The organism is uncultured Eubacterium sp. (genome assembly GCF_934525195.1).
In the GTDB taxonomy this organism is placed as follows: domain Bacteria; phylum Bacillota; class Clostridia; order Oscillospirales; family Acutalibacteraceae; genus Eubacterium_R.
On the sequence record NZ_CAKSZA010000002.1, the window covers coordinates 244546 to 265427 of the forward strand.

General features: G+C 39.5%; 19 protein-coding genes, 1 tRNA gene and 1 other annotated feature. Of the genes, 4 read left to right on the top strand and 16 right to left on the bottom strand.

Going from position 1 to position 20882, the window contains the following annotated elements; genetic code table 11:
• The first annotated feature begins 30 nt into the window (after positions 1 to 30).
• Together Q0E03_RS03250 and glmS are read left to right on the top strand one after the other, a co-directional pair.
• Positions 31 to 1104, top strand: a complete 1074-nt coding sequence (locus tag Q0E03_RS03250) for a Xaa-Pro peptidase family protein (RefSeq protein WP_297129493.1) — start codon at positions 31 to 33, stop codon at positions 1102 to 1104.
• Between the two features lie 343 nt (positions 1105 to 1447).
• The gene (glmS, locus tag Q0E03_RS03255; protein WP_297129495.1) at positions 1448 to 3262 is read left to right on the top strand and encodes a glutamine--fructose-6-phosphate transaminase (isomerizing); all 1815 of its coding nucleotides are present in this window, start codon (positions 1448 to 1450) and stop codon (positions 3260 to 3262) included.
• A 93-nt stretch (positions 3263 to 3355) separates the two neighbouring features.
• On the opposite strand, the gene Q0E03_RS03260 is transcribed toward glmS, so the two are convergent.
• The 8 genes from Q0E03_RS03260 to Q0E03_RS03295 form a co-directional block, all read right to left on the bottom strand.
• Positions 3356 to 4822 (bottom strand): alanine/glycine:cation symporter family protein, encoded by a 1467-nt coding sequence (locus tag Q0E03_RS03260; RefSeq protein WP_367270219.1) that lies wholly within the window; start codon positions 4820 to 4822, stop codon positions 3356 to 3358.
• A 144-nt stretch (positions 4823 to 4966) separates the two neighbouring features.
• Complete coding sequence (locus tag Q0E03_RS03265; protein ID WP_297129497.1) at positions 4967 to 5623, bottom strand: sigma-70 family RNA polymerase sigma factor; 657 nt, start codon at positions 5621 to 5623, stop codon at positions 4967 to 4969.
• A complete protein-coding gene (gene spoIIAB, locus Q0E03_RS03270; protein ID WP_297129499.1) occupies positions 5617 to 6054 on the bottom strand; it encodes an anti-sigma F factor in 438 nt (145 codons plus the stop codon). Before spoIIAB ends, Q0E03_RS03265 begins: the two co-directional genes overlap by 7 nt.
• Positions 6055 to 6065: 11 nt before the next feature.
• The gene (locus tag Q0E03_RS03275; protein ID WP_288527784.1) at positions 6066 to 6377 is read right to left on the bottom strand and encodes an anti-sigma factor antagonist; all 312 of its coding nucleotides are present in this window, start codon (positions 6375 to 6377) and stop codon (positions 6066 to 6068) included.
• A 91-nt stretch (positions 6378 to 6468) separates the two neighbouring features.
• Positions 6469 to 7551 (bottom strand): folylpolyglutamate synthase/dihydrofolate synthase family protein, encoded by a 1083-nt coding sequence (locus tag Q0E03_RS03280; protein ID WP_297129502.1) that lies wholly within the window; start codon positions 7549 to 7551, stop codon positions 6469 to 6471.
• Positions 7548 to 10253: a valine--tRNA ligase gene (locus Q0E03_RS03285; protein ID WP_297129504.1), complete on the bottom strand. Its 2706-nt coding sequence runs from the start codon at positions 10251 to 10253 to the stop codon at positions 7548 to 7550. Before Q0E03_RS03285 ends, Q0E03_RS03280 begins: the two co-directional genes overlap by 4 nt.
• Before the next feature lie 37 nt (positions 10254 to 10290).
• Positions 10291 to 10502: a binding site (T-box leader), on the bottom strand.
• Positions 10503 to 10545: 43 nt separating this feature from the next.
• Positions 10546 to 11241 carry a type 1 glutamine amidotransferase gene (locus Q0E03_RS03290; protein ID WP_367270221.1) on the bottom strand — a complete coding sequence of 232 codons (696 nt, stop codon included), beginning with the start codon at positions 11239 to 11241 and terminating at the stop codon, positions 10546 to 10548.
• A complete protein-coding gene (locus Q0E03_RS03295; protein WP_297129506.1) occupies positions 11232 to 12524 on the bottom strand; it encodes a MurT ligase domain-containing protein in 1293 nt (430 codons plus the stop codon). The genes Q0E03_RS03290 and Q0E03_RS03295 overlap by 10 nt, the downstream gene beginning before the upstream one ends.
• Positions 12525 to 12592: 68 nt before the next feature.
• Here Q0E03_RS03295 and Q0E03_RS03300 point away from each other — a divergent pair, with 68 nt between their 5' ends.
• Together Q0E03_RS03300 and Q0E03_RS03305 are read left to right on the top strand one after the other, a co-directional pair.
• Positions 12593 to 13360 (top strand): inositol monophosphatase family protein, encoded by a 768-nt coding sequence (locus Q0E03_RS03300; RefSeq protein WP_297129508.1) that lies wholly within the window; start codon positions 12593 to 12595, stop codon positions 13358 to 13360.
• Positions 13338 to 14213 (top strand): TIGR01212 family radical SAM protein, encoded by an 876-nt coding sequence (locus Q0E03_RS03305; protein WP_297129510.1) that lies wholly within the window; start codon positions 13338 to 13340, stop codon positions 14211 to 14213. Before Q0E03_RS03300 ends, Q0E03_RS03305 begins: the two co-directional genes overlap by 23 nt.
• 65 nt (positions 14214 to 14278) lie before the next feature.
• Here Q0E03_RS03305 and Q0E03_RS03310 read toward each other — a convergent pair.
• The 8 genes from Q0E03_RS03310 to ispF all read right to left on the bottom strand — a co-directional run bounded on the left by Q0E03_RS03310 (position 14279) and on the right by ispF (position 20881).
• Positions 14279 to 14363, bottom strand: a tRNA-Leu gene (locus Q0E03_RS03310).
• A 57-nt stretch (positions 14364 to 14420) separates the two neighbouring features.
• Positions 14421 to 15125 (bottom strand): sigma-70 family RNA polymerase sigma factor, encoded by a 705-nt coding sequence (locus Q0E03_RS03315; protein ID WP_297129512.1) that lies wholly within the window; start codon positions 15123 to 15125, stop codon positions 14421 to 14423.
• 9 nt (positions 15126 to 15134) lie between these two features.
• The gene (locus Q0E03_RS03320; RefSeq protein WP_297129514.1) at positions 15135 to 15986 is read right to left on the bottom strand and encodes a sigma-E processing peptidase SpoIIGA; all 852 of its coding nucleotides are present in this window, start codon (positions 15984 to 15986) and stop codon (positions 15135 to 15137) included.
• Between the two features lie 7 nt (positions 15987 to 15993).
• Positions 15994 to 16551, bottom strand: coding sequence for a peptidylprolyl isomerase (locus Q0E03_RS03325; protein ID WP_297129516.1), 558 nt, complete (start codon positions 16549 to 16551; stop codon positions 15994 to 15996).
• A complete protein-coding gene (locus Q0E03_RS03330) occupies positions 16551 to 18248 on the bottom strand; it encodes a glycoside hydrolase family 2 protein (RefSeq protein WP_297129517.1) in 1698 nt (565 codons plus the stop codon). The genes Q0E03_RS03325 and Q0E03_RS03330 overlap by 1 nt, the downstream gene beginning before the upstream one ends.
• A complete protein-coding gene (locus tag Q0E03_RS03335; RefSeq protein WP_297129518.1) occupies positions 18245 to 19843 on the bottom strand; it encodes an ABC transporter ATP-binding protein in 1599 nt (532 codons plus the stop codon). Before Q0E03_RS03335 ends, Q0E03_RS03330 begins: the two co-directional genes overlap by 4 nt.
• A gap of 97 nt (positions 19844 to 19940) precedes the next feature.
• Complete coding sequence (locus Q0E03_RS03340; protein WP_297129520.1) at positions 19941 to 20393, bottom strand: S24/S26 family peptidase; 453 nt, start codon at positions 20391 to 20393, stop codon at positions 19941 to 19943.
• A 14-nt stretch (positions 20394 to 20407) separates the two neighbouring features.
• Positions 20408 to 20881 (bottom strand): 2-C-methyl-D-erythritol 2,4-cyclodiphosphate synthase, encoded by a 474-nt coding sequence (gene ispF / locus Q0E03_RS03345; RefSeq protein WP_297129522.1) that lies wholly within the window; start codon positions 20879 to 20881, stop codon positions 20408 to 20410.
• Position 20882: the final 1 nt, after the last annotated feature.

Here is a 20882-nt window from a genome sequence, read left to right on the forward strand (position 1 = left end):
GACATTGTATTACATATGAGGTGAGAAATTATGATGAACATTCAAAAATGTGTGAAAATACTTGAACATAAAAATGCCGATGCACTTGTTTTGCTGAACGAGGCTAATATGCACTATTTGTGCAGCTTTTCTCCAAGTGAGGGTATGGTTGTTGTGCTCAAGAGCGGTGACGCATTTCATCTTGTTGATTCAAGATACACCGAAACTGCCGAAAATCACGCAAAGGAAACAGGACTTAAAGTTATTGAGTTCAAATCAAGCTATTATGAAGAACTTGCAAAAATTATAAACGACAGCAAGTCGGAGAGCATTGTGTACGAAAGCGACACAATTTCGCTCAAAGCATTTGAAAACATCAAGAAGCATTGCAAAAACGCTCAGATGATCGAACTCGGCGACTTGCTTATGAGAGAACGAAACAGAAAAGATGCCGATGAAATCGTTATGATGAAAAAGGCAAATCAAATCGCAGAAAAGGCATTTACAGAGCTTCTCAACCATGTTAAGCCGGGCAAGACTGAAAAAGAACTTGCCGCATATTTTGAATATCTTATGGCAAAAGAGGGTTCACACGGAGTAAGTTTTGACACAATTTTGCTTGCAGGTGAAAGAACTTCTATGCCTCACGGTGTTCCGAGTGAAAACACAATCAAAAGCGGTGAGTTTGTACTGTTTGACTTTGGTGCCACCTATCAAGGCTACCACAGCGATATGACAAGAACCGTTGCAGTCGGCAATGCAAGTGACGAGATGAAAGAAATGTACGAGCTTGTCCTCAACGCACAGCTTGCAGGCATAAAAGCGCTCAACGCAGGTGTTAAATGTGCCGATGTTTACAAGGCAGCGTATGACGTTCTTGACGAAAAGAATATGGCGCAATATTTCAGACACGGTTTAGGTCACGGTTTGGGAATTGAAATTCACGAGGGATTCAATGCTTCACCGAAAAGCAAAGACACCTATGAAGTCGGCAATGTTACATCAATCGAACCGGGAATTTACATTCCGGGCAAGTTTGGAATAAGAATTGAAGATGTTTGCTATCTTGCTCCGAGAGGCAGAGAAAACCTTTCCAATGTTACCAAATCATTAATAATTCTATAAACAAACTGTTAATTCGGTTGACATTTACATTTCTTTGTGGTAAATAGTATTTATCCGCAAGGATGCACCTTGAAAATTTAATGCGTGATAATTTTGCACTTAATTATTATTAATGATATAAAACTGTCGGCTGTGATTTCAGCCACAGTTAGCGCCTGAACCCTATGGGTTGACGAGGAAAAGAGTTATCGAAATATTCGGCGGATGCTCTTTCGTACGCTTTGGTGCGTAAGAAAAAGGCAAAAACTTCGGCAACGAAGCAACAAATCCTTTTTCACAAAGCAAAATTAAGTATAAAATTTTAGTTTAATCATAAATTTATAATAAGAAATGAGGAATGATTATGTGTGGAATTATCGGATACACAGGATATACAGACGCAAGAGGTAAATTAATCAAAGGGCTTAAAACCTTGGAATACAGAGGCTACGACAGCGCAGGAATTGCTGTTTTCAACGACACGCTCAACGAAGTTATCGTTGCAAAATGCGAGGGCAGAGTTGAAAGACTTGACGAAAAATCAAAGGACATCAAGGGCAACACGGGCATTGGCCACACAAGATGGGCAACGCACGGCGGTGTGAGTGACTCGAATTCTCACCCGCACAAATTCGGCAATGTGACACTTGTGCACAACGGAATTATTGAGAATTACGCTTCAATAAAAAACCAACTCGGTATTGCAGGCAAACTCAAAAGTCAGACGGACAGCGAAGTTGTTGCCGCTTTGATTGACAACTACTATCACATCGGCAGCGACCCGAGCGAAGCTATTATCAAGGCTGTCAAAGAAATCAAGGGCACATTTGCACTCGGAATTATGTTTGATGACATTCCCGATGTAATTTACGCTGTCAGAAATGTCAGCCCTATTGTGTGCTGTGTGAATGATGACGGTGCGTACATTGCTTCCGACATCACGGCTATTGGCGAATACAGCAAGGAATACTTTGTTTTACCTGAACTGACCATTGCAGAAATCAGCAAAAACGGCATTGAAGTTAGGGATTTTCAGGACAACAAGGTTGATGTGAAAATGCTTGAACTTGATTGGGACATCAACAATTCGGGCAAGAAGCACTATCCGTTTTATATGGAAAAGGAAATCAGCGAACAACCGGATGTTATTGAAAAAACAATCCGTTCAAGAATCAAAGACGGATTGCCTGATTTTTCGGCTGACGGAGTTGACGACAGCATTTTTACGGAATGTGAAAACGTCACGGTTATTGCCTGTGGCACGGCTATGCACGCAGGACTTATCGGCAAGCATTTGATTGAAAAGACCTGTGCTGTTCCCGTAAATGTTTATATGGCGAGCGAGTATATGTATTGCGACCCGATTATCAGCGACAAGACACTTGTCATATGCGTTTCACAAAGCGGTGAAACAATCGACACCCTTGAAGCATTGAAATACGCAAAATCAAAGGATGCAAAAACACTTTCGATAGTCAATGTCAAAGGTTCGTCAATCGCAATGGCAAGTGACAATGTCATTTACACAAACGCAGGCCCCGAAATCGCAGTTGCATCAACAAAGGCGTACACAACACAGGTTGCCGTGTTCTATTTGATTACAGCAAAAGCAGCATTTTTGCGTGGTTGCTTTAATGATGATGAAGCAAAAAGTTTCGTAAACGAACTTGAAAAAATCCCGCAAGCCGTTGACGACATACTTCAACGCAAAGACAAAATTCATCATCTGTCACAATCTCTGCTCACAGCGGAGCACACGTTTATGATTGGCAGAGGACTTGACTACCCTGCTCTGCTTGAAGCGTCATTGAAGCTAAAGGAAATCAGCTACATTCATTCGGAAGCATTTGCATCGGGCGAACTGAAGCACGGCACAATAGCATTGATAACCAAGAAAACTCCGGTTATTGCTCTGCTTACGCAAGAAAAATTGATGTCAAAGCAAATCTCAAACATAAGAGAGGTTGAGTCACGAGGAGCAACAGTTATCAGCTTTGTAAAAGACGGACTTCAAGTAAAAGACATCAAGCCTGATTTTGTTTTGCCAAATCTCAATGACGATTTTATGGCGATACCGGCTGTTGTTGCAATGCAACTGCTTGCATATTATGTTTCGGCTGACAAGGGACTCGATGTTGACAAACCGAGAAACTTGGCAAAAGTTGTTACAGTAGAATAAAATTATCTGCAAAATCACGCATTAAACAAGGCACAAAAAAGCGACACGGTTCTTTTGAACAATGTCGCTTTTTCATTTATGTAATTGTTACGATTACTTATTTTGCTTTGCTATGTCTTTTATGTCCTCGTGGTTTTTCTTTTTGAAATAAGCACGGGTTTCTTTGCCGACAATTCCTGAAAGTGCAAAGAGTGCAACAAGGTTTGGAAAAGCCATAAGACCGTTTACAATATCGGCAATGTTCCACACAGCGGAAACTGTGAGATAAGGGCCGATAAATACGGCAAGAACATAAATAACTCTGAAGCCTATCAACACATATTTATTATCGGTTAAGTATTCAAGGCATCTTTCGCTGTAATAATCCCAACCGAGAATTGTTGTGAAAGCAAAGAAAATGAGGCAAAGCATAAGAAGAAATGCCGAAAGATTTTCGTTCCACGGAAGTCCGTTTTGCCAAGCATAAGTTGTGATATTTACGCCCTCAAACTTGTCAGGTTCAAACTTGAGATTTGCCTGAGTGGTAACGATTGAAAGACCTGTGAGAGTACAAATTACGATTGTGTCGATGAATGTACCTGTCATTGTTACAAGACCTTGACGAACAGCGTCTTTTGTTTTTGCAGCAGCAGCGGCGATTGGTGCAGAACCGAGACCTGCTTCATTTGAGAAAATACCTCTGCCGATACCTTTTTGCATTGCAACCTTGATAGTGATACCTGTTGCACCGCCGATTACGGCATCAGGCACAAATGCAGTTCTTACGATATAAACAATGGCTGACGGAACATTTTTAATATGAGTAATAACAATAATCAATGTGCAAACGATATAAATAACAGCCATTGCAGGAACGATGATTTCCGAAACCTTTGCAATTCGCTTGATACCGCCTATAACAACAAGTCCGACACACAAGGTTACGATAAGACCGCAAATTACAACAGGCCAAACATAGTTATTGTCACCGATAGAAAATGCAATATGATTTTCGTTAGGGTCGAAAAATCCTTTTACGGCATTGGTAATACCTGTTACCTGGGTGAAAGTACCGATACCGAAAAGACCAACGAACACACCGAAAACGGCAAACAACTTTGCAAGCCACTTCCACTTTTCGCCCATACCTTTTTCGATATAATAGAAAGGTCCGCCGAGATAGTGACCGTCAGCATGAACCTGACGATACTTAATTGCAAGGAAACCCTCGCTGTACTTTGTTGCCATACCGAAAAATGCGGCAACAATCATCCAAAACATCGCACCCGGACCGCCGAGGCAAATAGCAGTTGCAACACCAACGATGTTACCTGTGCCGATTGTAGCCGAAAGTGCGGTACAAAGAGCACCGAACGAAGTTACTTCACCCTGTCCGCCCTCTTCATTTCTCACCATAAATTTAAGTGCTTTACCGAGGTGAAACACTTGAACGAAACCCGTTTTTACAGAAAGGCAAACGCCCGCACACAAAATGAGGATGATGAGAGGCCATCCCCAAACCCAACCGTCAACCTTTGCAATAAGGTCGTTAACGGAAATTGCCAAATCAATAGTTTGCATACCTGTTCTCCCTATTTTATAAAATATAATATAAAATCATACCATAAACAAAGAAAAAATGCAAACAAAAATTCAAACTGTCGATAAAGTTCCTGAAATACGCCAAATGTAGTCAACAGATTAGTTGTATTATTATGCCATAAATTATTCAAGTTTTGCCCTTAATTTTGCAAGAAGTTGTTTTTCTCGGCGAGATACCTGCACCTGTGATATGCCCAAAAGTTTGGCTGATTCACACTGCGTTTTACCCTCATAAAACCTATATTTTATCAACAAAAGTTCATCATTTGACAAATCCCTGATTGCGTGATGAACAGATAATCTGTCAAACAGCTTGTCCGTGTCGTCAACGGGAATGTCGATTGTTTCGTCTCCGTCCTCCGTTGTACAACTCAAAGAAACAACGGGATTGATTATATTAAGCACTTCGGACAATTCTTCTGTTTCTATTCCGCAAAGTTCGGACAATTCGCTGACGGTCGGCTCTCGAAGTTCTTTTTTGATAAATCTTTCTCTGACAGCCTGCACCTTGATGGATTTTTCTTTCAAAGAGCGAGAGACTTTGACTGCACCACCGTCACGAAAAAGACGACGGATTTCGCCCATTATGACGGGTACTGCATAGGTCGAAAAGAGAAAACCCTTTGACTCATCAAAATTATCAACCGCTTTGATAAGACCGACACAGCCTGCCTGATACAAATCGTCATATTCCTCTCCTCTGCCCTTGAATCGTTTGGCAATGGAGTGAACAAGACCGATATTGTCCTCAATCATTTTATTTCTGCTTTTTGTTACCATTTTGTACGACCGCTGATTTTTTTAGTTAGAATAACCGTTGTGCCGATTCCGAGTGAAGAAGTGACGCTGACTCTGTCGCAAAATGACTGCATAACAGTGAAACCGAGACCTGCTCTGTCACTTCCGCCTGTTGTATACAGCGGTGTCATTGCTTCGCCGACATCGGCAATGCCACTGCCCTTATCCTTGATTTTGATTTTTATAACATCATTTTCTAATAGCTGACCCGTTATGTAAATCTTTCCGCAAGTTTCGGCATAGCCGTGAACTATTGAATTGGTAACAGCTTCTGACACAGCGGTTTTCAAATCCGTAATTTCCTCGATAGTTGGGTCAAGAGCAGAAGCAAAGGCAGTAACAACCACCCTGCAAAAGCTTTCGTTTACACTTTTACTGTCAACGGTCAACTTAAATTCGTTTTTTATTATCATCGTTTTTCTCCTTATATTTCCTTAATTATTGCAATTGAGCCGAGCCCAGCAAGTTCCATAAGTTTTTTGGTTTGCTTTGTGACATTGCGGATTTCGAGGCTTGCGTGAAAATTCATCAATAACCTGTATCTGCCCATAACAAGACCGATTCCGCTTGAGTCCATAAAGGTTACATTCTTAAAATCCAAAATAAGATGCTGTGGCTTGATAAAGCTCAATGCGTTATCAATCTTGTCCCGAATATCAACAGCGGTGTGATGGTCGATTTCGCCGTACAAATATGCAATTACAAGATTTCCGCTTGATTCGATTGTTACATTCATATTTATCCCCCAAATCTAAAAATAAAAAAATACCAATCCGTTAACATAGTAACAGATTGGTATAGCGTATTTTGTAAAATTATAGAAGCGGTTAAATTAAATTTCTGACCTCTCTTACAAGATAAAACGAACCGCAAACGAGTTTGAAATTTTCGTCCTGCTTTGCGAGCGTCACAGCTTCGTTTGAACTGTCAACCGCAACGACATCTTTGCAGTATTTTTGAGCAAGTTGTTTCAACTCCTCGGCAGGCATAGAGCGAGGATTGTCAGGAGTTGTGGTAATAATTCTGTTCAAATGCGGAGCAATGATTGACAAATATCCGTCAACATCCTTGTCTTTCATCATACCGATAACGGCGGTGACTTTTCCGTTCGGAAGATACGGTTCAAGAGCCTGTGCACCGTTTTTATTATGAGCACCGTCAAGCATAACAGAACCGATAAATTCCTGCCTTGCAGGCAACTCGGCACATTGTTCAACGGTCGGAACACCCAACAATTCAAGCACGGCATTTGCGGTTGCAAGGTTGTTTTTCTTGAAATTGCCATGTTCATTTACTATAACAAGATTTTTGCATTTGCCCTCAAAAATATGTTCAATATCAGGGTTAGGATACAAAACACAAGAGGAATTTTTGCGAAGAATTCCGCTTTTTTCTTCTGCAATCTGCTCAACTGTATCACCCAAAAACGCAGTATGGTCGAGCGAAATTGAGGTTATAACAGAAATGTTCGACTGCTCGACATTAGTGCTGTCGCCCTTACCGCCCATTCCGCACTCAACAACAGCATAATCAACCTTGCTGTCGGCAAAATATTTGTACATAATTGCGGTCAAAAATTCAAATTCCGTGCAATCGTTATCCTTGTATTTATCAACATAAGAAGCAAATTCTTCCTCGGAAATAAACTCATTATTAATTTGGATTTGCTCTCGATAATCATCAATCCAAGGAGATGAAAAAAGACCTACTTTGCAACCTGAATTAATCAAAGCATTGTTAATTGTTTTGGCAACAGTGCCTTTGCCGTTTGTACCGGCAATGTGAATAATCTTTATATCGTTTTGCGGATTATTCATTGTTTCAAGCAGGTTCATAATACGAGTAAGCCCCGGCATAATGCCGAGGCTTTGTTTACCCAATATGAAGTTCAGAGCTTCATTATAAATCATTGCTGTGCGATTTCCTCGATTGACTTTTTAATCTGTGCAATCTTTTCTTCAAGTTTTGCAGCGTCATCCTTGTTTTGCTGAACTACCTTTTCAGGTGCTTTGTTTACAAATCCAGGATTGTTGAGCTTTTTGTTGATGAATTCAAGTTTATCTTCCGCTGTTGCGAGTTCTTTTTCAAGGCGTTTCTTTTCTGCCTCAAAGTCTACCAAATCGCCGAGAGGAATATAAACTCTTGCTTCATCGGTGATGATAGTTACAACATTGCCGAGGTCACCGAATGACTCATTAACTTCAACTTCATTTGCATATGCAAGACGCTTTACAAAGTCAACACCGTTTGAGAAAGTGGCAATATTTGAAGTTTCGATAAACACCTTTGACTTCTTTGAAGGAGGAATGTTCATCTCTGCTCTACGGTTACGAATTGCACGAATGCAAGCCATAATCTTTTCCATTTCTGTTTCGTCAGCCTCAAAGGCAAGCGACTCATCAAACTTGCACCACTCCGAAACCATAATAGACTCTGTATCGTGTGGAATTGCCTGATAAATTTCTTCTGTAATGAACGGCATAAACGGATGAAGAAGCTTCAAAATATAGGTAAGAACAAATACCAATACAGCCTTTGCGTCATCCTTTGCTGCTTCGTCATCACCCTGAAGTCTAATCTTTGCAATTTCGATATACCAATCGCAGAAAACATCCCAAATAAAGTCATAAAGCTTTTGAACTGCAATACCAAGCTCGTATTTATCAAGATTTTCCGTTACCTCTTTTGCAAGAGAATTAGCCTTTGAAATAATCCACTTGTCCTCAATGAGGAGGTTTTGCGGAAGTCCGTTATACTTGTAATCATCGCCAAGATACATAAGAACAAATCTTGCAGCGTTCCAAAGCTTATTTGCAAAGTTACGAGAAGCCATAACTTTGTCATCAGAGAAACGCATATCATTTCCCGGTGAGTTACCTGTTGCAAGAGTGAAGCGGAGCGCATCTGCACCGTATTCGTCAATAATCTCAAGCGGGTCAATACCGTTGCCGAGTGACTTTGACATCTTTCTGCCCTGTGCATCACGAACAAGACCGTGAATGAGAACTGTGTCAAACGGAGCTTTATCGGTGTATGCAAGTCCTGAGAAAATCATTCTTGAAACCCAGAAGCCGATAATGTCGTAGCCTGTAACAAGAGTGTTTGTTGGATAATAATGCTTCAAATCCTCTGTTTCATCAGGCCAACCGAGAGTTGAGAACGGCCACAATGCCGATGAGAACCAAGTGTCGAGTGTGTCAGGGTCTTGTTTAATGTTCTTGCTGCCGCACTTTGTACATTCACAAATATCGTCCTTTGAAACCATAGTAGCACCGCAATCATCGCAGTACCACGCAGGAATTCTGTGACCCCACCAAAGCTGACGGGAAATGCACCAATCTCTTGTGCCACGCATCCAACTCATATAATTTTTCTTAAATCTTTCAGGAACAAACTTGATGTCGCCGTTTTCAACAGCGTCAATAGCAGGACCTGCAAGAGGATCCATTTTTACAAACCACTGCTTTGAAACCATAGGTTCGATTGTTGAATGACAACGATAGCAAGTGCCGACATCGTGCTTGAGTGGCTCGATTTCCTTGATATAACCGCCTGCTTCAAGATCGGCAACAATAGCCTTTCTTGCTTCAAGAGTTGTCATACCTGCGTATTTGCCACAATCAAGAACTTCAGGTTCATTCTGTGTTGCTCTGCCCGAAGCAAAGATTTCATCGGCAACAGCCTTGTCCTTTGCACCTGTCATATGTCCGTCATATGTGAAAGTACGAACGATAGGGAGATTATGACGAAGTCCGACTTCAAAGTCGTTAGGGTCGTGTGCAGGAGTAATCTTTACAACACCTGTTCCCTTTGTCATATCGGCATGTTCATCGCATACGATAGGAATTTCCTTATCAAGAAGCGGAAGAATAACATGGCAACCGTGGAGATGTGCATATCTTGGGTCGTCACCATTGATAGCAACAGCCGTATCGCCAAGCATAGTTTCAGGTCTTGTGGTAGCAAGTTCAAGCTTTTCGCCTGTTTCCTTAACGGTGTAAAGAAGATGCCAGAAATTGCCCTCTTTTTCCTCATATTCAACCTCGGCATCCGAAATTGAAGTGTTGCAATGAGGACACCAGTTTACCATTCTGTTGCCACGATAAATCAAATCTTTGTCATAAAGACCGACAAATACCTCACGAACAGCCTTTGAGCAACCCTCATCAAGGGTGAAACGCTCTCTGTCCCAGTCGCAAGAAGAACCCATTTTTTTGAGCTGTTCAATGATTCTGCCACCGTATTGCTTTTTCCAATCCCAAGCACGCTCAAGGAACTTATCTCTGCCCAAATCCTCTTTGGTGATGCCCTCTTCACGCATTTTTTCAACAATCTTTGCTTCCGTTGCGATTGAAGCATGGTCTGTGCCCGGAAGCCAGAGGGTATCGTAGCCTGCCATTCTGTGATAGCGAATAAGAATATCTTGAAGTGTGTTATCAAGGGCATGTCCCATATGAAGCTGACCTGTGATATTCGGAGGCGGAATTACGATAGTGTAAGTTTTCTTGCCTTCTTCTCTTTTTGCATGGAAGTATTTGTTTTTGCACCAAAAATCATAGGTGCGATCCTCAACTTCGGAAGGATTATACTGCTTTGCAAGTTCTTTTGCCATTTTTTCATCTCCTATAAAAAATAAAAAACGCCTCAAAATATGAGGCGAATAAATCCGTGGTACCACTCAAATTGCACAGCATAGCGACTGTGCCACTCATTTCCTTAACGCAGAAATACGGATAGGACTACTGCTACTTCATCCTATCGGCTCATAAGCTACCTTCACACCGTCTGCCTGCTGACTTGCACCGACCGTCAGTTCTCTGAAAAACAATCGGGTGCTACTCCTCTTAATCGTCGCCTTTCAATATCGATAGTATCTTACCAAAAGCGAGGCATTTTGTCAAGTGCTATGTAAATCTTGAAACAAGAGAATTATGGCACAAATTTTCGAGTTCGTCATCAAGTTTTGACAGTTCGTTTGTTTGCAACGCTCTTTTTATTATTTCATCGGCAAGCAGAGGATTTTTCGGAAGCACCGCACCATGTGCATAAGTGCCAAAAGTATTTTTATAGAGCACACCTTCCGAACCGTCCTCGCCGTTATTCCCATATCCTGAAATCACACGACCGAGCGGGCGAAGTTCATTTGCAACATATGTTTTTCCGCTATGATTTTCGAAGCCTACAATTTTGCCGAACGGCGACTCAAACACTATATTGCCAATCATTCTTTGCTTTGCACCCTCAGTAAAAAACGGCAAGGCGCCCGACAACTCAATAACCTGCGATGAAGAGGTTTTATAATATTCTCCCAACAGCTGATAGCCACCGCAAATTGCAAGAATTGTTTTTCCCGAATGAATATAATAAGTCAGTTCTTCCGCCTTTCTGCGGACATCTCGTCTGACTATTGACATTTCTTTATCCTGCCCGCCTCCGATAAACAAAATATCAAAATCGGGTATTCGCTCCCCTAACCCGACATTGATAACATCGACCTTGTAATTGCGTGCTTCAAGACGTTTTTTCAGACAAATCACATTCCCCCTATCACCGTACAAATTCATTTCTTCAGGATACAAGTGAACTATCTTTACTGCCAAAATTCATCACCGCCAAAGTTTTCTATCAACAAATGCCTCAAATTCATCATAGCTGTGTAGGTTGAAAAAATCACAAAATCCCTATTGCTGTTTTTGATTAAAGAAATCAGTTTTGAATATTCCTCTCCATCAATCACACACGGTACAATTCCGTCATATTTTAGGCGAAGCGCCATATCATATGCACGCTTGCCGACAGCATAATTTTTTCTTGATTTCACAGCCGAAAAATCAACATCCCATATCCAGCTGACATCCTTGCCGTCTGCATCATTGTCATTGAGTGCAAAGACGCTTTCAAATTCACCAAAGCGGCTGAAAGCATAGTTAATACAGTTTGAAAAACCGACAGGATTTTTCACAAGCATAACAGTAATTTTTCTGTTATCACAATAAAAGCTTTCCGTTCTGCCAAACGAACCGCCAAAGGACTGAAGCGGTATATAGTTAAGATGTAATAAATTAAGCACAGCCGAAGCGGACAAAAAATTGTATACATTATATATACCGCCGAGTGCAAGAGTTATGCTTTTCCCATCAAGAATAAACGAAGAGCCGTGCACATCGGTTGCACACAAATCGGGAGTGACTCTTTTATACTTACAATTCGGGCAATAAAAATCACCAAGTTGTGCATACATAACATTATTATATTTTAATCTCGAATTGCAAAACGGACAAAACGGCGAATCTGACGGAACGTTAGCTTTGCCATTGTCATTGACTCCAAAAGAAACAACATCATTTTTACAATGAAATTTAAGCGAAAAAGTAAGCGGACAATCGGCATTAAGAACAATGGTTGCATTAGGCGAATTTTCTATTCCTTGCTTGATTTTATTAAAAGTTGTATTAACTTCTGCATATCTGTCGAGTTGGTCACGAAAAATATTTGTTACAACAATTATCTTGGCGTTTATAGAATTTGTAATTAAAGGCAGACTGTTTTCATCACATTCCAAAACCGCATATTTACATTTTGGTTTGCCGAAAAGATTAGAATTTTTGATAAAAGCAGTTGCCACACCGCAGAGCATATTAGCACCGCTTTTGTTTATAAAACATGGTATATTATTGCTTTTTAGTCCGTGTTCAATCATTCCACAGGTTGTTGTTTTTCCGTTTGTACCCGTGACGCAAATACAATAAACTCCTCTTGACAGATGAAATAGTATACCCGGTTTTAATTTAAGTGCTATTTTTCCCGGCAGAGATGTTGCACCCTTGCCTGTTATATTCAATATTTTAATCAAAATCTTAGAGAACAAAAGTATAATGAACATATTAAATTATATTGAAATAAAAAATAAATATGATATAATCAATTTATAATCAGCATGGAGATGAAAAAATGTTAAACAAAATTATTGAAATAGTAAAAAAAGCAGGAGAAATATACCGCAGTGCAGGCAATGACCTTGGCATTTGTGAAAAAAGTTCAAGTGTTGACCTTGTTACAAAATACGACAAAAAAATTCAAGACTTTTTATATACCGAACTAAAAAAGGTTGTTCCCGATGCACAGCTTTTCGGTGAAGAGGGCGACGGAAACAAGGAACTTACCGACGGTTACTGCTTCATCATTGACCCTATTGACGGCACAACAAACTTTATAAAAGGCTTTCAACACAGTGCAATCAGCGTTGGCCTTGCGAAAGACAAAGAATTAATCATCGGCGTTGTGCTTGATCCAGATTTGAACAATCTTTACTATGCCGAAAAAGGCAAAGGTGCATTCCTCAACGGCAAGCCAATTCATGTCAGCGATTGCGATATGGAAAAAAGCCTTGCACTTTTCGGCACTTGCCCATATGAACACGAACTTGCACACAAAACTTTCACACTCACAGAGGATATATTCTATAAAGCACTTGAAGTCAGAAGAGGCGGTTCAGCGGCACTTGACATCTGTTATATTGCATCAGGCAAAGCCGACATATACTATGAGCTTATTCTCCGCCCTTGGGATTGGGCAGGCGCAACTCTGATTTTGCACGAAGCAGGCGGAATTTGCACACAGGTTAACGGTGATGAACTGAGCCTTAACAAAATTACATCCTATGTTTGCGGAAACAAAAAGAATTTGAAAGAATTTTATGAAATATACAACGCTCAATAATTATCTCAAAGAAAGATTTGGCGAAAAGGTCTACAAAATCGCACTAAACGGCGGTTTTACATGTCCAAACCGTGACGGTTCAATCGATACAAGAGGATGTATATTTTGTTCAAAAGGCGGAAGCGGTGATTTTGCAGAAAGTCCCGACCTGACAATTACAGAGCAAATTGAAAACGGCAAAAAGCGACTTGAAAAGAAAATCAAAAACGGCAAATACATTGCATATTTTCAGGCTTTTACAAACACATATGCTCCTGTTGAACGATTGAGGGCGATATACGAAGAAGCAATCAATCACCCTGATATTGTCGCACTTTCAATCGGCACAAGACCAGATTGTCTTGGAGATGATGTACTTGCGTTGCTTTACGAACTCAACAAAATCAAGCCGATATTTGTTGAACTCGGACTGCAAACAATCAACGAAAACACAGCCAAATATATCCGCAGAGGCTACACTCTTGAAGTTTACGACAAAGCAGTTGCAGACTTGCACAAAATCGGCATAAATGTGGTCACTCACATCATTTTAGGTTTGCCGAATGAAAGCAAGGAAGATATGCTGAAAAGCGTTGAATATGCGTGCACGGTCACCGACGGAATAAAGCTTCAACTGCTTCACATTCTAAAAGGCACAGACCTTGCAAAAGATTATGAGCAAGGCAAATTTGAGGTGCTGACATTGGAGCAGTACACAGAGATAATAAAGGAATGTGTACAAATCATTCCTGAAAATGTGGTTATTCACCGCCTGACAGGTGACGGAGCAAAAAAAGACCTGATTGCTCCCCTCTGGTCAGCAGATAAAAAAACAGTGCTCAACACAATAAATCGAGCACTAAAAGATGAATAACAAAATAAAAAGAGTTTGTCCAATGATAAGTTAAAAAAAGTCCACTCGAATGAGTGGGCTTTTTTTGGTGCACCTGACAGGAATCGAACCTGCACATCTCTCGATACTAGATCCTAAATCTAGCGCGTCTGCCAGTTCCGCCACAGGTGCAACTGCCCGAATATAATAACACGCAAAATGGCAAAAGTCAAGGATATATTTGTTTGCTCAACTGATTTTTTGTGCCTTATCAAATTCCTTGCGGAGATTTGAAATTATGCGTTTTTCAAGGCGAGATATGTATGACTGAGAAATTGAAAGTTCATCAGCTAATTGTTTTTGAGTGAGGGCTTTGTATCCGTTCAATCCAAACCGCCTGTTCATTATATTCTTTTCTTTTTCGGGTAGGTTTGAAACTATTTTGCGAAGCAATTTCTTTTCGTCCTCGTACTCAATATTTTGGCTGATTTCGTCAGGTTCTGTGCCGAGCACATCACGAAGCGTCATTTCGTTTCCGTCCCAGTCTGTGCTAAGCGGTTCATCAAATGACAGTTCGATTTTTGAATTTCCTGCTTTTCTCAAATACATAAGAATTTCATTTTCTATACATCGAGAAGCGTAAGTTGCAAGTTTGATGTTTTTTGTGTAATCAAAAGTGTTTACCGCTTTCATCAAACCGATTGTTCCGATTGAAACCAAATCCTCGGTTGTGGCTGTTGGACATTCATACTTGCGTGCGATATAAACCACAAGCCGAAGATTATGAATGACAAGCAAATCCTTATTTTCATCATTTCCGTCTGCAAGTTCAAGCATAATTTTTTGTTCTTCTTCCCTTTTTAGCGGAGGCGGTAAAACATCGGGTCCGTTTATATAATGACAAAACTGCTTTGGAAAAAATCTCAAAAGCATTCGCAACAATATGTTTTTCATAAAAGCACCTCAAATTGAAAGAATATCATAATTCAGAATAGCGGAATAGTTCTCATCTTTTACATCATCGCTCAAAGCTATGTACGCATTTTCAATAACTTCCTCTCCTTTGGTTGATTTGAGAATAATTTTGTCAGGTTTAAATGCAGTCAAAAAACCGACTCCGTTAACTGTTGTGACAGGAACAAGCCTTGTGTTTTTTCCTTCTGCAGAAATTTTTGAAGAATCGACAATAATTACGGGAGCGTTTGAAAACGGTTCACGGAGTTTGTTGCCCGTGTCTAAAAAAGCGAGCAAATCGGTTGATGTTCCGTTATTTTCTATAGTCAAAAAATAGATTTCTTTTTTTGACAGCGTTCGATTATACAACCTGATAATCAGACTCGAAACTGCATATGCAAATGCTGTGCATACAATAATCGTTGCAGATGAAACATCAAAATACAACACATCATTATTGACTGCTATGAACTTTAATTTGAACAAATAGCAAGCACACATCACTACGCCGAGCAACAGAAAATTACCGAAATAAAACACCGCAGTTTGTTTTAAAAATGAAGCCGTATTTTTGAAGCCAAACGAAACATACACCATAACAAACGACACAACAAGTTTGCTAAGGGCAAGCACAAAAGACGGCACATCATAGCAAAATATACTGAGCGAATAAACCGCACCGATTGCGGAAGCAAGAATTATTCTAATAAGTTTTGGCTTTCGTTTTGAAAACAGACAAGTGATTTGCAAGAGGAAAAACGACACAAAAAAATTGAGTGCTAAAAGTATGTCAACATAAACAACAATAAAAATACCCCCTTTGCACACATTATAAAATGCAAAGAGAGTATATTTTGTCAAAATATGATTAGTCGATAATTTCGATTGTATCAATCACAACATCAAACACAGGTTTGTCGTTCATTCCTGTTTTTGTTGCTGCAATATCCTCAAGAACATCCTCACCGTCAGTAATCATACCGAAAACCGTGTGGTGAAAATCAAGCCAAGGAGTACCGCCCTTTTCCTTATAAGTATCGATAACCTCACGAGGGAAGCCGTTATCCTGCAAATCTTCCATTTGAGCAAGAAGCTGAGAATCAACATTCTTTGCCTGAACGATAAAGAATTGTGAACCGTTTGTGTTTGGACCTGCATTTGCCATTGAAAGTGCGCCGTAATAATTGCGTGCATCAAGTGAAAATTCATCTTCAAAGCTCTTGCCCCAGATTGATTCACCGCCCATACCTGTTCCGGTTGGGTCGCCGCCCTGAATCATAAAATCCTTGATTACTCTGTGAAAAATAAGTCCGTCATAATAGCCGTTCTTTGCGTGAGTAGCAAAATTTTCTACAGTCTTTGGTGCTGCCTCCGGCATAAGGTCAAAGGACATATCACCCTTGTTTGTTTTGATAATTGCTTTCATTATAATTTAACCCTTTCGTTAATTGATTTTAATACTTCTGTATCAATCTTTTGCACCTTTCTGTCATAGGTGAAAAGACCGTTGAGTTCGTCCTCAACATCGGTAACCTGCGTATATACTGTTGCTGACAAGCCGTCTTTGATTTGAGGAATAATTGTTTTTTCAAACAAGTTCTTATATGCTTTTGTAAGACCTTGCTTAGAATTAAATATTTTATAGCCAAACATCTTGTCATTAAAAGTATGACCTTTAACTCTAGTGCTCAACCCACCAAATTCGGTCAAACACCACGGTTTATTAGCGGATTGAACTTTTATCGGGGTAAAATAAATATGCTTTGAAATAACATCGGTTTGACCTCTGTCGTGCCAACCTGACGCAGAATCAACAATTCGAGTGCTGTCCATAGCTTTGACAAGAGTATAGGCATAATTACTGTCAAATTGACCCCAACCTTCATTAAACGGTACCCACATCGCAATACAAGGACAATTATAAAGAGCCGTAATCATTTCTTCAAGTTCTTTATAATACAACTTGCGAGCATTAAGGCTTGTACGCTTAAAAGTCTTATAATTTGAATCATCAAGATTAATACCGACAAACGGAACAGCACTGACTTCAAGGCCGTAATTTCCGCCGCCGTTAATCATATCCTGCCAAACAATAATACCGTTTACATCACAGTAGTGATACCAAAGCATCGGCTCGATTTTTATATGTTTGCGAAGCATATTGAATCCAAGATTTTTTACTGATTTTACATCAAACTCCATTGCTTCGTTTGACGGAGGAGTAAGAAATCCGTCGGGATAATAACCCTGGTCAAGCAAGCCGTTCATAAAATACGGCTTATTGTTAAGCATAAGTCGAGGCATACCGCTGTCGTCAGCACCAACTGAAAACTTACGCATACCAAAATATGAGCGAACCTCATCATTCTTATACTTAAACACAACATCATAAAGAAACGGATTTTCAGGGGACCATTCTTTCACATTTTCAAGTTTAACAACTGTATCTGTTGTGTCGGCAATCAAATCATTTCCGTCATAAATGAGTTTTTGAACCGTGATGTCATTTTCTGCTTCAAAAGTAACGGTTTGATTATCTAAATCAGGAGTAATGCGAATATTCGAGATATATTCATCAGGTGTACTTTCAAGCCAAACCGTTTGCCAAATTCCGCTTTGAGCAGAATACCAAATACCGCCTCTTTTTGTTTTTTGCTTTCCCCTTGAATACTCGTTTTTCTCAGTTAAATCACGAACAACAACGTTGAGAATATTGTGTTCTTGAACAAAGGGAGAAATGTCAAAGCTAAAAGATGTATATCCGCCGTGATGAACGCCGACAAAATTGCCGTTCAAATATACCTTTGCAATTTGGTCAACCGCACCAAAATGAATGAAAACCCTGCCTTTGTTAAAATTTTCAGGTAAATCAAAAGACCTATTATAAACAAGATATTCGTTTGATTTAAGTTTTCTGTTAACTCCCGAAAGCGGAGTTTCAGGAGAAAACGGAACAACTATATCATATGAAAATTCAGACGGAATTTCTTCACTTTCGCAAAATTCACATTGCCAAACACCATTAAGGTTCAAAAAACTGTCACGTTTAAATTGTGGACGAGGATATTCCGAAAGCGGACAATTTTTGTTTAAATCCTCTCCCCATTTTGTCATTAACATCATTTTTCCTCCACAACAACCTTTCCGTCGACAATTTGAATATGCTTATTGCAAATTTTAAGAGCGGCGGTTTTATGAGAAACAATAATACAGGTTTTATCCTGCATATCCTTTAGGTTTTTCAAGAAACGAAGTTCCGTTTCTTCATCAAGTGCAGAAGTTGCCTCATCAAGAAGCATAATAGGTGACTTTGAAAGAATGGAACGGGCAATAGCAAGTCGCTGAAGCTGACCCTCCGAAAGTCCTATTCCTCTTTCACCGATAACGGTATCCAGTCCGTCCGGCAAATCATATACAAATTGGTCAGAACAAGAAATTCTTACTGCTTCTTTGATTTCTTCATCTGTTGCATTTGAATTGATGAATTTTATATTATCTTTAATTGTACCGGACAAGAGAAAGTTACCTTGAGGCACATATGAAAACAACTTTCTCGTATGGCAGTCAACAGGAATTTCCTTGCCGTCAACATTCAAGGTTATTGAACCTTTGTCAACATTGAACACACCCAAAAGAAGCTTCAAAAGTGTTGATTTGCCGATACCCGAAATGCCCATAATAGCGACGAAATCGCCTTTGTTTACGTTCAAAGAGGTGTCGTCAAGAATTAGATCTCGGTCATAGCCAAAGGTTATGTTGCTAAACTCAATGCATTTGAGTTTGTCATATGTAGAAGTAACCTCAATATCCTGATTGTTCTTTTCAATTTCATCTTTAACATTATCAAGTTCAATAATTCTTTCGGCGGATGCAAGGAGTGCAAAATACTTTGGAAGCATACCCGAAAGAGACGAAAACGGATATTGAATTTGGTTTACAAGTTGAAGCATAGCAACAAGATTACCGTAATCCAAGCCGTTAAGAAGTCTATACGAACCATAAGCAAGTGCAAATACATAACCCAAGTTGAAAGTTGTATTTATGCCGGCGTTTGCAAAAATTCCGAACATACGTCGTTTCATCTTTGTTTTATAGTTGGCTTCCATAAGTTCATCGGCTTCGTCCGACACCTTTTCTTCAACATTAAAGGATTTTACGACAAGCAATGAAGTAAGAATTTCCTGAATAAACGAACGAACTCTGCCTTCTGATTCTTGAACATTCTTATGAAGCCTTTTCAGTATTTTTCTAAACAAAAAACTAAAAATAAATACAAGAATTCCGCCAATCAAGAACACAAAAGTGAACACTTTATCTAAAGCAACAAGATAAATAAATGCACAGACCAATCTTACAATAAAATTAACCAAGCTTGGCAAAATTGTTGTAAAGCCTTCCGAAATTGTTGTGACATCACTTGTCATTCTGTTTTGAATTTCACCGGTGTGATACTTTGTTACTCCTTGATAATCTTTTCTCATAACGACATCAAGAATATGCTTTCTGAGTGTAACCTCTATTCGAGCCTTGCATCGTTCGGTAAAACTTCGTGAAACAAGAGTCAACAAAAGTTGAACCATAACCAATATCAAAAAACAAACTGCATAATATATAACTCTGTCAAACGAATGTTCCTTTGTTGCGGCGTTTACAATGTTTTTTGAAAAATCGGCATAAACAATTGAAAGAATGGCATTTAGAGTATTTGTAAAAATCAAAACAAATACGTGCCAACGCTCTTGATGAAATGTATGCCACATCCATCTTATTGTTTCAAAATCCGATTTTGAAAATTTACGATTTTGTTCCAATTTATCAGTACCTCTTTAAAATTCTTCTTTCAACAAAACTAATGCAACGATTGATAAACATTGAAATAGGTCTTAAAGGATACAAAGCAACCCAAACACGAGAATAAAGCTTATACCACTTAGTTTTGTTGCAATCAACATATTTTTTGCCTTTGCGAAAATATCCCACAAGAACACCGCAAATCATATCATCTGTTACATATTCCTTTGTATTAAGATTATCTCCGATAATAACGTAATGATCATCATACACTTCAACAATTCTGTGCATAACATATTTTCCGCTTTTAAGTTGATAAACAGGAACATCATATTTTTTCAATCTGCCTGTAGGCTTTACAACGATGATATTATCCCTATTTTGATGAATAATAGGCATCATCGACGTACCTCTTGTGAGTCCTGTGTACTTACCTGTTTTTTCAAGTATTTCTTTAATCGAATGAAATTCTTCCATAGTTTCTACCCTTTTTATTTGTTATTTAAGAGAACAACAGCATGAGCTGAAATGCCCTCTTTTCTTCCGGTAAAGCCAAGCTGTTCCTCAGTAGTTGCCTTTACACTGACTTGCGAAACATCAACTCCGCATGCCCTTGCAATATTTTCTCTCATAGCCAAAATATGCGGTTTCATTTTTGGTTGCTGCGCGATAAGGGTTGAATCAATGTTTTCAATAACATAGCCCTCATCATTTACTCTTTTTACAACAGCTTCAAGTAATTTAAGCGAATCTGCGCCTTTCCATTTTTCATCTGTATCAGGGAACATTCCACCGATATCGCCCAAAGCAGCAGCACCCAATATTGCATCAGAAATTGCGTGAAGCAAAACATCGGCATCGCTATGTCCCAAAAGTCCAAGTTCAAACGGAATATCAACGCCGCCTACAATAAGTTTTCTGCCCTCAACAAGTTTATGAACATCATAACCGTGACCGATACGCATA

Coding starts and splice junctions, on each gene's coding strand:
- Q0E03_RS03250 (WP_297129493.1), top strand. CDS start 31: ATGATGAACATTCAAAAATGTGTGAAAATACTTGAACATAAAAATGCC.
- glmS (WP_297129495.1), top strand. CDS start 1,448: ATGTGTGGAATTATCGGATACACAGGATATACAGACGCAAGAGGTAAA.
- Q0E03_RS03260 (WP_367270219.1), bottom strand. CDS start 4,822: ATGCAAACTATTGATTTGGCAATTTCCGTTAACGACCTTATTGCAAAG.
- Q0E03_RS03265 (WP_297129497.1), bottom strand. CDS start 5,623: ATGGTAACAAAAAGCAGAAATAAAATGATTGAGGACAATATCGGTCTT.
- spoIIAB (WP_297129499.1), bottom strand. CDS start 6,054: ATGATAATAAAAAACGAATTTAAGTTGACCGTTGACAGTAAAAGTGTA.
- Q0E03_RS03275 (WP_288527784.1), bottom strand. CDS start 6,377: ATGAATGTAACAATCGAATCAAGCGGAAATCTTGTAATTGCATATTTG.
- Q0E03_RS03280 (WP_297129502.1), bottom strand. CDS start 7,551: ATGATTTATAATGAAGCTCTGAACTTCATATTGGGTAAACAAAGCCTC.
- Q0E03_RS03285 (WP_297129504.1), bottom strand. CDS start 10,253: ATGGCAAAAGAACTTGCAAAGCAGTATAATCCTTCCGAAGTTGAGGAT.
- Q0E03_RS03295 (WP_297129506.1), bottom strand. CDS start 12,524: ATGTTCATTATACTTTTGTTCTCTAAGATTTTGATTAAAATATTGAAT.
- Q0E03_RS03300 (WP_297129508.1), top strand. CDS start 12,593: ATGTTAAACAAAATTATTGAAATAGTAAAAAAAGCAGGAGAAATATAC.
- Q0E03_RS03305 (WP_297129510.1), top strand. CDS start 13,338: ATGAAATATACAACGCTCAATAATTATCTCAAAGAAAGATTTGGCGAA.
- Q0E03_RS03315 (WP_297129512.1), bottom strand. CDS start 15,125: ATGAAAAACATATTGTTGCGAATGCTTTTGAGATTTTTTCCAAAGCAG.
- Q0E03_RS03325 (WP_297129516.1), bottom strand. CDS start 16,551: ATGAAAGCAATTATCAAAACAAACAAGGGTGATATGTCCTTTGACCTT.
- Q0E03_RS03330 (WP_297129517.1), bottom strand. CDS start 18,248: ATGATGTTAATGACAAAATGGGGAGAGGATTTAAACAAAAATTGTCCG.
- Q0E03_RS03340 (WP_297129520.1), bottom strand. CDS start 20,393: ATGGAAGAATTTCATTCGATTAAAGAAATACTTGAAAAAACAGGTAAG.
- ispF (WP_297129522.1), bottom strand. CDS start 20,881: ATGCGTATCGGTCACGGTTATGATGTTCATAAACTTGTTGAGGGCAGA.